Origin of the sequence: Thermoleptolyngbya sp. PKUAC-SCTB121, from assembly GCF_016919485.1 — a bacterium.
Lineage (GTDB): Bacteria > Cyanobacteriota > Cyanobacteriia > Elainellales > Elainellaceae > Thermoleptolyngbya > Thermoleptolyngbya sichuanensis.
In genome coordinates, this window is sequence record NZ_CP070366.1 from 421,681 (window position 1) to 434,998 (window position 13,318).

At 56.2% G+C, this 13,318-nt stretch carries 11 protein-coding genes and 2 pseudogenes; 10 read left to right on the forward strand and 3 right to left on the reverse strand.

What is annotated here, in order from left to right:
• Positions 1-72 precede the first annotated feature (72 nt).
• The 3 genes from JTM80_RS01790 (at position 73) to JTM80_RS01800 (ending at position 3,613) form a co-directional block, all read left to right on the forward strand.
• A complete protein-coding gene (locus JTM80_RS01790; protein ID WP_205370457.1) occupies positions 73-807 on the forward strand; it encodes a nuclease-related domain-containing protein in 735 nt (244 codons plus the stop codon).
• Between the two features lie 40 nt (positions 808-847).
• Positions 848-1,795 carry a histone deacetylase gene (locus tag JTM80_RS01795; RefSeq protein ID WP_205370458.1) on the forward strand — a complete coding sequence of 316 codons (948 nt, stop codon included), beginning with the start codon at positions 848-850 and terminating at the stop codon, positions 1,793-1,795.
• 213 nt (positions 1,796-2,008) lie between these two features.
• Positions 2,009-3,613 (forward strand): transglutaminase-like domain-containing protein, encoded by a 1,605-nt coding sequence (locus JTM80_RS01800; protein WP_225906911.1) that lies wholly within the window; start codon positions 2,009-2,011, stop codon positions 3,611-3,613.
• 7 nt (positions 3,614-3,620) lie between these two features.
• Here the strand turns inward: JTM80_RS01800 and mrdA are convergent, their stop codons facing one another.
• A complete protein-coding gene (mrdA, locus tag JTM80_RS01805; protein ID WP_172353891.1) occupies positions 3,621-5,411 on the reverse strand; it encodes a penicillin-binding protein 2 in 1,791 nt (596 codons plus the stop codon).
• 664 nt (positions 5,412-6,075) lie between these two features.
• On the opposite strand from mrdA, the gene JTM80_RS01810 reads away from it, so the two are divergent.
• Both JTM80_RS01810 and JTM80_RS01815 read left to right on the forward strand, forming a co-directional pair.
• Positions 6,076-6,927 carry a 3'(2'),5'-bisphosphate nucleotidase CysQ gene (locus JTM80_RS01810; protein ID WP_172353892.1) on the forward strand — a complete coding sequence of 284 codons (852 nt, stop codon included), beginning with the start codon at positions 6,076-6,078 and terminating at the stop codon, positions 6,925-6,927.
• A gap of 278 nt (positions 6,928-7,205) precedes the next feature.
• Positions 7,206-7,889: a Crp/Fnr family transcriptional regulator gene (locus tag JTM80_RS01815; protein ID WP_172353893.1), complete on the forward strand. Its 684-nt coding sequence runs from the start codon at positions 7,206-7,208 to the stop codon at positions 7,887-7,889.
• A 174-nt stretch (positions 7,890-8,063) separates the two neighbouring features.
• Here the strand turns inward: JTM80_RS01815 and JTM80_RS01820 are convergent, their stop codons facing one another.
• Positions 8,064-8,696, reverse strand: coding sequence for a hypothetical protein (locus JTM80_RS01820; protein ID WP_172353894.1), 633 nt, complete (start codon positions 8,694-8,696; stop codon positions 8,064-8,066).
• A gap of 80 nt (positions 8,697-8,776) precedes the next feature.
• Between JTM80_RS01820 and JTM80_RS01825 the strand changes: the two genes are divergently transcribed.
• From JTM80_RS01825 to JTM80_RS01835, 4 genes and pseudogenes are all read left to right on the forward strand, one after another.
• Entirely contained in the window at positions 8,777-9,160 is a 384-nt protein-coding gene (locus JTM80_RS01825; protein WP_172353895.1) for a hypothetical protein, read from the forward strand.
• 202 nt (positions 9,161-9,362) lie between these two features.
• A pseudogene (locus JTM80_RS01830) lies at positions 9,363-10,647 on the forward strand (AAA family ATPase); the annotation flags it as partial.
• Positions 10,648-10,715: 68 nt separating this feature from the next.
• Positions 10,716-10,964 (forward strand): annotated as a pseudogene (locus JTM80_RS23560) (AAA family ATPase); the annotation flags it as partial.
• Positions 10,965-11,127: 163 nt separating this feature from the next.
• Positions 11,128-11,481 (forward strand): DUF1257 domain-containing protein, encoded by a 354-nt coding sequence (locus JTM80_RS01835; protein WP_172353897.1) that lies wholly within the window; start codon positions 11,128-11,130, stop codon positions 11,479-11,481.
• 311 nt (positions 11,482-11,792) lie between these two features.
• On the opposite strand, the gene JTM80_RS01840 is transcribed toward JTM80_RS01835, so the two are convergent.
• Positions 11,793-12,194, reverse strand: coding sequence for a VOC family protein (locus tag JTM80_RS01840; RefSeq protein ID WP_172353898.1), 402 nt, complete (start codon positions 12,192-12,194; stop codon positions 11,793-11,795).
• Between the two features lie 259 nt (positions 12,195-12,453).
• Here JTM80_RS01840 and JTM80_RS01845 point away from each other — a divergent pair.
• Positions 12,454-13,268 (forward strand): IS5 family transposase gene (locus tag JTM80_RS01845; protein WP_225906734.1). Its coding sequence is split into 2 segments (ribosomal slippage): positions 12,454-12,832 and positions 12,832-13,268, totalling 816 coding nucleotides; the frame shifts between segments, so codons are not numbered across the junction.
• Positions 13,269-13,318: the final 50 nt, after the last annotated feature.

Sequence of the window (13,318 nt, forward strand, 5' to 3'; positions counted from 1 at the left end):
AAGGCTGAATCGGGAACGCTAGAGATTGTGTATGCAAAACTCAAGTGCACCGATAGCTTGTAGACAAAGTGTATGGGACGAAAATCTCAAGCAGGATTACGAGCCGGACAAAACGTTCGTAAACTGGCGCTAAAGCGTCGAGTCAAGGCAATTTTTCTCTTTGTGATGGCAGGTTTGGCGATTGCCTCGACGATTAGCTTGCACCAGGTATCTCTTCAACTCTCGCAACTCACAACTGGAACAGCAACATCAAATCAATCCTCTCAATCTCTGCAATTTTCACTATCTCTATATCTATCTGGTGGGGCGATTGCGCTTGGGGCTGCTTTTGGCGGGCTGTACTTGTGGAAGCGAGCAGGGCACGCCGATCAGGGTGCTCAGGCTGAAGAGGCGATTGCCAAACTGCTGAACCCTTTGATTGCCGAGGGCTGGCAGATTGAGTATGGCTTGTGGCTGGGCAAGGGACTGGGGGACGCTGATGTAGTTTGCCTTTCTCCGCGACAGCAGGCCTTCGTGATTGATGTGAAATCGCACCGAGGGACGGTCGTGACAGATGGTGTGCGGTTGCTGCGAGAATTTGGAGCAGAGAAAAAGCCGTTTGAGAAGGATTTTTTGCGACAGGTGAAGCGGCAAGCCGTCCAGGTAAAGTCGCAAAAGAACTGGTCATTCTTCGTGACCCCGATTCTGGCATTTTCTACGGCCAAGGTCGCGCTGCCGAGTGGCAAGATTGAGGGCGTGTATGTAGTCGAGGCTCAGCGGTTGGTCGATTTGCTGCGATCGCTCGTAGCCGCCACCCCTCCAGAATAGCGCTGTAGAATCGAGGCATTCCTCCCCAAAGCGCCTTGCCATGTCGCAGTTTCCAATCTTCTATTCCGACGTGTTTTTGCAGCATGACACGGGTTCCTACCATCCCGAAAACGCCGGACGGTTGCGGGCGGTGGTGGCGGCGCTGCGGCAGGTGCCTTGGGCCGATCGGCTCGATTGGCGATCGCCCACGCCTGTAGATGCTCAGGGCGATCGCCTGAGGGCAGCGCTCTACGCAGTGCATCCCCCCGACTATGTGGCGGCGGTGGAATATGTCGCTACCCACGGCGGCGGGCAGGTCGATCCGGATACGGTCGTGTCGCCGGATAGCTACGAGGCGGCGCTGCTGGCGGTGAGCGCATGGCTGGATGCAGTGGACACGGTGCTGCAAACGGGGCGGCCAGCCTTTGCCTTGGTGCGCCCGCCGGGACATCATGCGCTGCCCAAGCGGGGTATGGGGTTTTGCCTGTTTTCCAATGTGGCGATCGCCGCTCAGTATGCGCTCCGGCAGCCGGGGATAGAGCGCGTCGGCATCTTGGACTGGGACGTGCATCACGGCAACGGCACCGAGGCGATTGTGGAATCTGACCCGCGCATTGCGTTTTGCTCGCTGCACGAATATCCGCAGTATCCGGGCACGGGCGCGGCGGGCGATCGCGGCCCGCATGACACCGTGCGAAATTTTCCTATGCAGGCCGGCAGCACCTTAGCAGACTATGAGCCGCTGTTTGCGCGAGAAATTGTGCCCTTTTTCCAGGCGTTTCGCCCCGATCTGCTGCTGATCAGCGCAGGCTACGATGCAACCCGTGCCGACCCACTGGCGCGAATTTGCCTGAACCCTTCCGATTACGGGATTTTCACGCGCTATTGTCTGAAAATCACGCCGCACCTTGCCTTTGGGCTAGAGGGCGGCTATGACTACACCGCGCTGGCAGAGTCCGTTATTGCCACGATTGAACCCTGCCTGGAGCCTGCCAGCATCAGGAGTTAGCCCAAAAACCATCATTTGGATACACACGCCGCTGGGGTCTTTTTCCTATGATGTAAGACGGCTTAATCGGCCTGACCCCTGCTCCTGCATCCCGAACCCTTTATGCTGCTTGAACCTGCCCTATCTAATGCCTCAGAACAGCCGGGAGATTCCCTGGTGATTCAGTCCAACGCAACGACGCTGCACCGCACGGTGCGTCCGGTGGGCGTGTATATGATGCGGGGGCTGGCGCTGCATGAGGGCAGGCTGCTGACGCTAGACGCAGTGCGGGGGTATCTGGTGGCGATCGCCCCCGACAGCGACAGCACGACGATTCTCAACTCCAAACACACCGAGCAATTTCTGGATGGCAGCGGACTGGCGATCGCCGGAGACACGCTCTGGTTCACGCGGGAAAACAGGGTCTATCGCTGCCCCCTCACGGATCTGTCCGGCGATACGCTCACTCCAGACGAGTTTGCAACGCTGCCCTACCCGGCAGATGGCGTGGCGGTCTACGGCAGTGCGGTTTACGTCACTTGCCAGAAAGCGGGCGCAATTTTGATCTACGACGCAGAAACTCAGCGCGAGATTACTCGCTTTGCCGCGCCTGGTGTGGGGATTGAAAATCTCACCTTTCGGGGGGAAGAACTGTGGCTGTGCGATCGCCTGGAGCGCACGGTCTACTGTATGGATCGGGCAACGGGCGAATTGCGATTCAGCCTGCTGACCCCCTTCGATAGCCCCAGCGGGCTGGCGTTTTATCCCGATCCCGCAACAGGCGATGAGGTGCTGTACGTCGTCTATTCCTTTGAGGAAGCCTACATTCGAGACGACCCCAATAATCCTGAACTGCCCTATGAGCTAACCTTCCGCGATCGCACCTTTCTCCATCCGCTCTATTTCCTCTACGACCCGCAGCAGCACTACACGCTCTCCAACGGGTTTCTGGTAGAAATGATCTACGCGGAGGAGATTTCCCCACTGGATGCGGTGCAGCTAAACAGTCTAGAGTGGCGGATTGCTCTGCCTGCGGAAACGGCTCGCCAACGGCTGCGACAGGTGGAGCCGATCGGCATCCCGTTTACCGAAGAACTGCAAGACGGACAGCGGGTTGCAGTGTTCAAGTTTGACCAACTCCGGCCCCACGAAAGCCATATCTTTGGCTGGAAGGCGCTGCTGGAGGTGCGCGGCATCAAGTACCAGTTCACCTACGACGACGTAGAGAAAATCCCGCCGCTGTCGCTGGAGTTTCAGTCGCGCTATCTGGTCGATGACGACGATTTGGCAATGGATACGCCCGCGATCCGGGCCGCCGCCCGCGAGTCCATTGGCACAGAAACCAACCTGCTCCGCAAAATTCTGAAAATTCGCAACTACGTCTACGATCGCCTCTCCTACAGCATCAAGCCCCATATCGACACGCCAGATGTGGCGCTGGAGCGGGGCACGGGGTCTTGTGGGGAGTATGTCGGCATCTTGCTGGCGCTGGCTCGGCTGAATGGCATTGCCTGCCGCACCGTTGGCCGCTACAAGTGTCCACCCTACGCCGATCGCCAGCGGTATCCCCTGGAGCCGGAGTTTAACCACGTCTGGATTGAGTTTTACATTCCCGGTTTTGGCTGGCTGCCGATGGAGTCGAATGTGGACGATGTGGTGGACGGCGGCCCCTACCCCACGCGCTTTTTCATGGGTCTGCCCTGGTTCCATGCCGAAATGGCTAAGGGCATTTCGTTTGAAAACATCAAAACGCCAACCAGCGATGTGGACGTGTCCATTGGAGATTTGGCCATCAACCATGTCCGGTTCACGATTTTGGAGGAGCTACCGCCGCTTTAGCCCCGCCTTACCGCTTGCCAAAATAGGTCTTGAACACTTCATGAGCTACGGGCAGCGCCGCCACGCCGCCGTAGCCGCCGTTTTCGATGACGACGGCGATTGCAATCTGCGGATCGCTCACCGGCCCGTAGCCCACGTACATGGCGTTGGGCTTGCGACCAGGGCCGACTTCCGACGTGCCCGTTTTGCCTGCCGTCAGGGGGATGGAGCCATCGGCCAGGCGGCGAGCCGTGCCCTTTTGCACCGTGGCCACCAGTCCTTCCTGAATGGCTTTGATGGTTTCGGGTTTGAGGCCGGCTGACACGGGCTGCACGTCGGGGCGGTTGGTTTGGGAAGCGAGGAGATGGGGCTGGACGCGCTTGCCGCCGTTGGCGATCGCCGCCGTCATCACCGCCAACTCCAGCGGGGTCGCCTGTACCAGCCCTTGGCCGATTGACATGCTAATCGTGTCGCCTAGATACCAGGGTTCGTTGTATAGCGCTTCTTTCTCATCGGGCGTGGGCATCATGCCAATGCTGGCCCCCTCCAGACCCAGGTGTGGCGTTTCGATGCCAATGCCCAGCGCCTGGCCCCAGCGGGCGATCGCCTCTGGCCCCACCGACATGCCAACGCGAAAGAAAAAGGTGTTGCTGCTGTAGGCCAAGGCATCGCGGAAGCCGATCGCTCCAAACCCGCGACGGCTGCTTTCCCAAAACTGATGCCCGCCCACGCTGAGAAACGCCGACGTGCCCACCCGCGCCTGGGGCGAAAACTTGCCCGTCTCCATCCCCGCAGCCGCCGTCACAATCTTGAACGTGCTGCCCGGTGGATATCCCTGGAGGGCCCGATTGAGAAACGGCTGGTCGCCTTTTTGAAGCTGCTGCCACTCTGCTTCCGTTACGTTGCGGGTAAACATATTGGGGTCAAACGCCGGTGAACTCGCCAACGCCAGCACCTCACCCGTTTTCACATGCAGCACCACCGCTGCGCCGCGCCGCCCGCCCAGCGCCTTTTCTGCCGTTCGCTGCAATTCCAGATCCAGCGTCAACTGGACGGGTTCGCCGCTAATTGAAGGCTGTTCGCCCAGCAAGCGAGATTCCTGACCGCGTGCGTCCACTTCTATCAGCCGCCCGCCCCACTTGCCTTCTAGCTGCGCGTTGGCCAGCCGCTCGACCCCCATCTTGCCCACAATCATGCCGCTGGGATAATCGGGATTGCGGGCCATGTCCTCTTCAGTGGCTTCGCCGATGTAGCCCAGCACATGGGATGCAAGCGACCCGTTGGGATACCGGCGGCTTGATCCGGTGAGAATTTCCACCCCTGGCCAGCGGGGCAACTGTTCGGCCACGGCCACAAACGTGGTTGGCGAAAGCTGATTGCCAACGCGCACGGGCAGCAGAGAGGTATAGCCCGCCCTTTCCAGGCGACCAAGAATTTCCTTTGGGCTAACGCCAATCATCGGCGACAGGTGAACGGCAATTTCCTGCCATTCTCTGGGCGAGTGCTGCCGGGGCCAGAGGTAGACATAGCGGGAAATCTGGCTGGTGGCCAGGAGCTTGCCGTGGCGATCGCTCACGGTTCCCCGGTCGGCCACTAGGGGAATGCGGCGCACCCGATTTTGCTCTGCCAGTTCCCGATTGTGGGCCCCTTCAAAGATTTGCAGTTCGGACAGGCGATAGACAAACGCCCCCATAGCGCCTGTAATCAGCAGCATCAGCACGACAGCGCGATAGACCAGCGGATTTTGCCCACTCGTGGGGTGAACGAGAGACGTGCGGGCAGGAGATTGGCGATAGAAGGTGTAGGTCTTGCCAGCCATAAAGCAGCTTGTCTACAGCAGGTTTCACGAACTAGGGCCGCATTCCCACCTTACCGAACTCCTTCCGCCTGAGGAAAGGGGTAAGGATGAACTGTTCATCGGGCCATAGCGGGTTTGATCAATTTCTGAATTAACCACTAAGGTAGTAATCTTTCTCGTTTCTACAGGACTTTTACAGGGCCCTCCGTGCAATTTTAGAGAAATTGCCACATTGCTGGCAGGTTGCCCCATTCAGGCTATTTTTAAACATTTCTGACAGGACTTACGGAGTTGGACAATCTCTCGCGGGTGCAGCCCGCGAGAGATTGTCCGAAGTTCAGAGAAATTATCGCAAGTGCATCAATCCTATCTGAAATTATTTCTTGAAATGTTTGGATGAACAGTTGCATCGGCAACAATGACTAGCGTTCTTGGGGCAATTCGTTGCTCTGTCCTCAAGTATTTTTCTATCCATGTCATAGGTAGAACCTGCGCAGTTGGAGGTTTTCTCGCAGTCCGCATCTACGAGAAGTCCTCCGAAATCCAGAAAACTGATCGCAGGTGTGTAGGTTCTGATGGGGTTGCTTTGAGTTGCGTGGCACTTGAGCGCGTAGGATGCAGTCTAAGTCTATGATGAGGACGGCAAACGAGGACGGCACGCAGCGCAGGAGCAAGTAGGAAACCCATGCAGAAGCTTTCGGACGATCAGCTTGCGGCAATTAATCGGCTGGTGGTGGACTGTGGCAGGCGATCGCTCGATCTGGCGGCAGGGTCGTTCAAGGTCTACGAAAAAGGGCTGGATGACTACGTGACCGACGTGGATCGGGCGCTGGATGCTCAGCTTGCGGGCGGGCTGACGGCGTTGTTTCCTGCTGATGGGGTGATTTCCGAGGAAAACGCCGCCTCGCGTCGGCAATTCTCGCAGCAAGCTGGCCGCCTGTGGCTGGTCGATCCGCTGGATGGCACAGAAGACTTTATCCACGGCAAGCCGCATTATTCCGTCATGGTGGGAGTGCTGGAGCAGGGACGGCCAACAGCGGGCTGGATCTATGCGCCTGTGTTTGATCAACTGTATTTTGGGGGTGAGGAACTGGGGCTATTTGGGCAGGCGGGCGCAGGGGAGGTGGTTCCGCTCATGCCGACCCAGCCAGAGCTGACGGGCGATCGCCTCCCAGTTCTAATCGGTACCAAAGATGCCCGTCGATACGGTGAATCCATTCTGCGCCATATTCCCCAGGCTCAGTTTGGCTTTATCGGCAGCTTTGGGCTAAAGGTGCTGGAGGTGATTCAGGGTCGCGCCGCACTCTATATTTACCTCAACCGCCGGGTCAAACTATGGGATACGGTCGGGCCGCTGGCATTGGCCCGGGCGGCCGGGCTGGTGTGTTGCGATCTGGACGGCAAACCCATCGGGTTTGATACAGCCGCCCTCGACCCCGACACGCTGACCCATCAGCAGCCGATTCTAGTGGGCTGGCCACCCTCTTTCGATCCGCTGCTGCCACTGCTGCAACGGGCGATCGCCGACGTGGACTGAGCGCCATAACAGCGCCATGACAATGCCAGGATAGCGCCATGATACGCTAGACTTAACCATCTGGCTCTACTAATGACGTTCACCTGCACTTTTGAAAGGCTTTCAGACTCCGCAGGCGGCTGCTAATTTTGCTAGTCGCCTGGGTACTCTAACCTTGGCAAGTGGCTCCCCGTGCTTGACTACTATGCGTCTCGCCAGACTGTTTCTCTTCGCGCCAATAACTTTCGCGCAAAACAGCCCCTGGAGGGACTCTCGACTTCTTATCCAGGGCGTTCTTCATGCAAACCACCGCCTTTAGTGAATTGTTCCCTCTCTTCAGTTCCGCCAGTCCAGAAACCCTGGAGTGGCTCTTATCGATTGCGGTTGAGCATGAGTATCCCGCTGGCCGCGCCGTGCTAATGGAAGATGCCTGGGGAAATGCGGTCTATTTTGTCGAGTCGGGTTGGGTAAAAGTGCGCCGTCACTCTGGCGAAGAAGTGGTCACGCTGGCGATTTTGGGGCGCGGTGATTTCTTTGGGGAGATGGCGATTTTGGACGAGTCTCCTCGCTCGACGGATGTGGTGGCGCTGTCGCCTGTAAAGCTGCTTAGCATTTCCGCCCAGCGCTTTATCCAGACGCTGTTCAAAGATTCGCAACTGCATCACAAGATGCTGCAACTGATGGTGCGGCGCTTGCGACAGACCAATTTTCGCTTCCAGATTCAGCACCGCGCTCCGGCGATCAAGCTGGCTAATACGCTGGTGCTGCTGGGTGAAAACTACGGGAAGTCAACGCCCCACGGCACGGAGATTTTCAACGTGCCGATCAAAGACCTGGCAGATGTTACAGACATCAATCCAGATGATGCAGCCAAGATCATGGAAAAACTGGACAGCAAGGGCTGGATCAAGATTGACGCGGCTGGGCAGACCATGCGCCTGCTGAATATGCGTCAACTGGCTCACCTGGCTGGCAAGATTTAGCGGCGTAGCGATGCTCCGGAGTTAAGTCTCAAGCTCCTCTGCCTTGCGCTGCTGCAATTTCAGACTAATAACTTCAGGTTTAGGACTTACGCAGTTGGAGGATTTCTCGCGGACGCAGCCTGCGAGAAATCCTCCAAGTCCAGAAAACTTATCACAAGTGCGTAAGTCTTGAGGTTATTTCTGGGTTGGGGGTTGGGGGCTGGATTTGCCCTTGGGAGTCACGTAGTATTGCTTGGCCACGTAGTCAAAGAATTCATAGTATTGCGAGAACTGGTCGCTGGGCGATCGCCCCTGCCAGAAATACACCACGCCCTCTTCCGTCAGCGTCAGTGTCATCAGGCTGACGGTGCTGCCGATTTCTACGCGCAACTGTCCGCGCAATCCCTGGCGCGTCGTAAAGTTGGGCGCAGCTAGCACGCTCCGCCGCACCTGCTCAGACGAATCCCCCGGCGTAGACGAGATATGGCTCGCCCAGCCAAGAATTTCCACATCCGGGCTGTAGGGGTTGCGAAATCGCCGCCCATCCTGGCTGTCTGGCAGGGGCGCAGGCATCCAGTTGTCGGGATAGGGAAACTCAAACCCGTAGTTGGGGTTCTGATAAATCTTCCAGGTTCGCCGTTCGCTAACCGCTGGCTGAGAACAACTGCTGACCAGTCCGACGCTCAGACTGAGCAACAGGCTGGCTGCCATTTGACGCGAAGACGACCCAGCCCTGGTTGCAGAAGGCTGAGGGCGATCGCCCCATCCCCGGTTGATGAATCGAGATGTAACGCCATTTGTAAACTTGTGTAACAATGCTGCCGTCATAGCGGTCTTCCGTCTTGACAGCACTTGAACCAAGCCTCTATTCTTAAACGACATACCCGGGTATCAATCGCGAAATCAATATGCAAGACAAGAGTAAACTCACCCTGTATGTTCCACGAGAGCTTCACCGCAAGCTGAAAATCAAAGCAGCGGTAGATGACGAAGCGATGTCAAGCATTGTGGAACGTGCGATTGTCTTCTACCTGACTCATCCGCACGTCGTCGATGAAGTAGAAGCGTCTCTCGGATCTGTGTCTCATGGGCAGACTCATCGAGTATACAACTGTCCTGGGTGTGAGAGTTCCTATGTGATCCGCGAGGGTGAGCTGGTTTCTTTGGCGAGTCACGCTGGAGTCGTGCAGGATGATGGCGAGTTAGTCGATCGCGTTTCTATGACTCCGTCTCCTGAGCCTGTTGCCGAAGGGTTTGATCGACCGGGTGAAGAGAGTTTGGTTCCTTGCTAGTTGGGTTGTATTGTCTGACGGGTTCGTAGGCGGTTGAAAATGGGCTTCGAGAGCAGTTTCTGGAAGCTTACAGGTTCGCATTCACTGGGGTCGGGCATCTATCAGGTCATTCAGGTTACATAGGGGCTGCTGATCTGCGGTTCGGCGATTGCATCACAATCGGTTTGCGGGTGTCCTCCACTGTCCATAGCAGGTTGACGACATGAGAGAAGAGCTAAACGTTTTAGTTCAAGCACAGTATCCTCTAATCTATCTCGTGACCTCTGAGGAAGAGCGGGCAGAGCAGACCATCGCGGCGATCGCCCAGATGAAGCCCCTGCGAAGAGTCTTTGTCTGGACAGTTACCCACGGCATTGTGGAGTTTGGACAGCCGCGCAACATCACCCAGCACAATACCGTTTCTCCCGAAGCCGCAATCGAGTGGGTCATTCGCCAGCGAGAGCCAGGGATCTTTGTGTTTAAGGATCTGCACCCCTTCATCGACTCGCCTGCGGTAACCCGGTGGCTGAGAGATGCGATCGCCAGCTTCAAGGACACTCAGAAAACTATCCTGCTCATGTCCCCTGTTCAAAACATTCCGATTGAGCTGGAGAAAGAGGTCGCTGTTTTAGACTTCCCGCTCCCCGACATGGCAGAGCTGAACCAAGTCCTGACGCATCAGTTGGATCAGTCCCGCCCTGCTCGACGCATCACCACTGAAACCCGCGAGAAGCTGCTGAAGGCTGCTCTGGGACTCACACGCGACGAAGCGGAGAAGGTCTATCGCAAGGCCCAAGTTGCCGCTGGCAAGCTGACCGAATCCGAGGTGGAAGTCGTCCTCTCAGAGAAGAAGCAGCTCATCCGCCGCAACGGCATTCTGGAATATCTCGAAGAAGACAGCACCATTGACTCGGTGGGCGGTCTGGAAGAACTCAAGTCCTGGTTGCGCCAGCGCTCGAACGCCTTTACGGAGCGAGCGCGAGAGTATGGACTGCCTCAGCCCAAGGGGATGCTGATTTTGGGCGTACCTGGTTGCGGTAAGTCGCTGATTGCCAAGACCACTTCTCGCCTGTGGGGACTGCCGCTGCTGCGTCTGGACATGGGTCGCGTTTATGACGGGTCTATGGTGGGGCGATCGGAGGCCAACCTGCGGAGTGCCCTAAAAACCGCCGAGTCTATCTCTCCCGCCATTCTGTTTATCGACGAGCTAGACAAGTCCTTTGCGGGGAGCGCGGGGTCTGCCGATTCCGACGGCGGCACCTCCAGCCGTATTTTTGGAACCTTCTTAACCTGGATGCAGGAGAAGACTTCGCCTGTGTTTGTGATGGCAACGGCCAACCGAGTCGATCGGCTACCGGGTGAGTTTCTTCGCAAGGGTCGCTTTGACGAAATCTTTTTCGTCGATTTGCCCACGGCTGAGGAACGTAAGGACATCTTCCGCATCCACCTCTCCAAGCGGCGAAACGACATCTCCCGGTTTGACTTGGAGCAGTTGGCCAAGATTTCTGAAACCGAAGCAAGTGTCTCGATTACCGACCCCAATACGGGCGCGAGCCGTTCGGTCAACGTTGTGTGTGGATTCTCTGGTGCAGAGATTGAGCAGGCGGTCGTGGCTGCGATGTACGAAGCCTTTGCTCAAGATCGAGAGTTCACTCAACTGGATATTATTGCTGCCGTCAAATCGACGCTTCCGCTGTCGAAGACGATGGCTGAGCAGGTAGTCGCCCTGCGGGAATGGGCGAGGCAGCGCGCGCGACCTGCCGCCACTTCTATCGCTGAAGAGCGAAGCCGCGAAGAGGAGTATAAGCGGCTGGAGTGGAGCTAAACGGGCTTTCTCTCCTGCTCCCAACAGGAGGAAAGGCTAGCACATTGCTAGCAGTCTAATCGCTATAGCCGCTTCTGTTTGCCCTCCAAAGGCTGAGCCGGGCGGTACCTACCTACCAAAAAACGTTGTCTCTCTCAGTTTTCCCTACAGGAGGAAATCCGAAATGTCTCACTTTAGCACTCTGCGTACCAAAATCACCGATGCCGAAATCCTGAAGGCTTCTCTGCGGGATCTGGGCATCACGGTCAAGACCGAAGCTGATGTGCGCGGCTACAATGGTCAGCGCGTTCGCTCTGACATCGTTGCCGTTCTGGAAGGCGAGTATGATCTGGGCTGGTCTCGCAATGCCGATGGTTCCTTCGACCTGATCGCCGACCTCTGGGGCGTTGCCAAGAAGCACAACCAGACCGAGCTGATCAATTCCATCAACCAGAAGTATGCCGTCAACAAGACGCTGGCAGAAGTGAAGCGCCCCGGTCTGCAAAACGCCAACGTGAAGCTGGTGGTGCAAAAGTAGTTTCTTCGAGCGTTCCCAATTGACGGGTTAACCTGGAACGGGTTAGCCCGTTTTTTTGTCTTTGCGCTTTTTTGTTCACGCTGGGCGTATAGGGATTGCCCACGGGGGTCTATGCACAGTGGGCTACGCACAGCGGTCTATGCTTTGTATAGCTCTAGCGGCAGTCCGTCTGGGTCTTGGAAGAAGGCGAACGGTCTATGCTTCGTATAGCTCTAGCGGCAGTCCGTCTGGGTCTTGGAAGAAGGCGAACGGTCCATGCTTCGTATAGCTCTAGCGGCAGTCCGTCTGGGTCTTGAAAGAAGGCGAACGGTCTATGCTTCGTATAGCTCTAGCGGCAGTCCGTCTGGGTCTTGAAAGAAGGTGAACCGCTTTTGGGTTAGCTCATCTACTCGGATCGGTTCGACGGAAATGCCTTGAGACTCCAGGTAAACAACGGAACGGTCGAGATCAGGGGTCGCGAAGGCTAGATGGCGCAGTCCGCAGGCCTCCGGGCGCGAGGGGCGAGGCGGCGGTGCAGGAAAGGAAAATAGCTCAATGCGATAGGCAGAAATTCCAGACTCAACGGGGAGCGCCAAATCCAGCTTGTAGGATTGCTTTGCCGTACGGTAGGTTTCTTGCAAAACTTGGAAGCCCAGAATCTCGGTGTAGAAGCGTTTCGAGCGCTCGTAATCGGAGCAGATCAGGGCGATGTGGTGAAAGCCGGAAAGTTGCATCGGGAGTTATACAGGGAGTTGGCTGTGTTAAGAGCTAATTTATAAAGAAAATCTAAATAGAGGCAGGCGAACCTGAGGGTGAACTTTAGAGCTAATTTATGAAGCAAATCTTAAGAAGCCTGAAACTCTTGGCATGTGTGGCTTTGAGGTCATGTTTGCCCAGGAAAAGCGGTTTCTCGGAAATCCTTGATTAACAAGGCTTTCAGGCTCCTTTACAAATTAGCTCTTAGTCTGAAAGAGATGCTTCTGAAGCCCGCCTATGAGTCGCCTACCGGAAATCGCCAATCCCAAGCGCAAAGCCTATCCCAGTGATATGAGTGATGCAGAATGGAGCGTTTTGCAACCGCTGATACCTGCCGGTAAAGGCTTTGGTCGTCCCCGTGAAGTGGACTTTCGAGAAATCCTCAACGCAATCTTCTACGTGCAGCGTACTGGATGCCAGTGGGAAATGCTACCGCATGACCTTCCCCCGTATACAACGGTGTACTTCTACTTTTGCAAATGGCATCGCAAGGGGATTTGGCAGCAGATGCACGACCAACTCCGAGCAGACCTGCGGCAGAAAATGGGCAGAACCATAGACTCCAGTGTGGCAATTGCTGATTCCCAATCGGTCAAGACCACCGAAAAAAGGGGGGCATCTACGGTTTCGACGGTGGCAAAAAGGTTAAGGGGCGTAAGCGCCACCTCGTTGTAGACTCCCAAGGGCTTTTAATTGGGGTATTAGTCACCGAAGCGAATGCCTCAGAACGGCTTGGAGCCGTGGTCACGCTCGATGAAGCCAGCGATAAACTCTCCCGGCTTGAGGTGGTGTGGGTAGACCAGGGGTATAGCGGCAAGAAGTTTGCCCATGCAGTCCAACAGGTCTGTGGAGAACCTGTCCGCGTAGAAGTCATCAAACGAACCTCCAAGTCGTTTGAAATTCTGCCTAAGCGCTGGATTGTGGAGCGAACTTTTGGCTGGTTGAATCGCTATCGACGCTTGAGCAAAGACTACGAATTGTATTGCGAAATGAGTGAAGCCATGATCTACGGTGCCATGATTCAATTGATGCTCAAGCGCTTGGCAGCTTAGCTACTTTATAAATCAGCTCTAAGGAGCTATATCCAAATTTTCAGGGATGC

Excerpts from the sequence above, each read along its gene's own strand:
- JTM80_RS01820 (WP_172353894.1), bottom strand. The coding sequence starts at position 8,696 with ATGACGGCAGCATTGTTACACAAGTTTACAAATGGCGTTACATCTCGA.
- JTM80_RS01795 (WP_205370458.1), top strand. The coding sequence starts at position 848 with ATGTCGCAGTTTCCAATCTTCTATTCCGACGTGTTTTTGCAGCATGAC.
- JTM80_RS01840 (WP_172353898.1), bottom strand. The coding sequence starts at position 12,194 with ATGCAACTTTCCGGCTTTCACCACATCGCCCTGATCTGCTCCGATTAC.
- JTM80_RS01815 (WP_172353893.1), top strand. The coding sequence starts at position 7,206 with ATGCAAACCACCGCCTTTAGTGAATTGTTCCCTCTCTTCAGTTCCGCC.
- mrdA (WP_172353891.1), bottom strand. The coding sequence starts at position 5,411 with ATGGCTGGCAAGACCTACACCTTCTATCGCCAATCTCCTGCCCGCACG.
- JTM80_RS01810 (WP_172353892.1), top strand. The coding sequence starts at position 6,076 with ATGCAGAAGCTTTCGGACGATCAGCTTGCGGCAATTAATCGGCTGGTG.
- JTM80_RS01800 (WP_225906911.1), top strand. The coding sequence starts at position 2,009 with ATGATGCGGGGGCTGGCGCTGCATGAGGGCAGGCTGCTGACGCTAGAC.
- JTM80_RS01790 (WP_205370457.1), top strand. The coding sequence starts at position 73 with ATGGGACGAAAATCTCAAGCAGGATTACGAGCCGGACAAAACGTTCGT.
- JTM80_RS01835 (WP_172353897.1), top strand. The coding sequence starts at position 11,128 with ATGTCTCACTTTAGCACTCTGCGTACCAAAATCACCGATGCCGAAATC.
- JTM80_RS01825 (WP_172353895.1), top strand. The coding sequence starts at position 8,777 with ATGCAAGACAAGAGTAAACTCACCCTGTATGTTCCACGAGAGCTTCAC.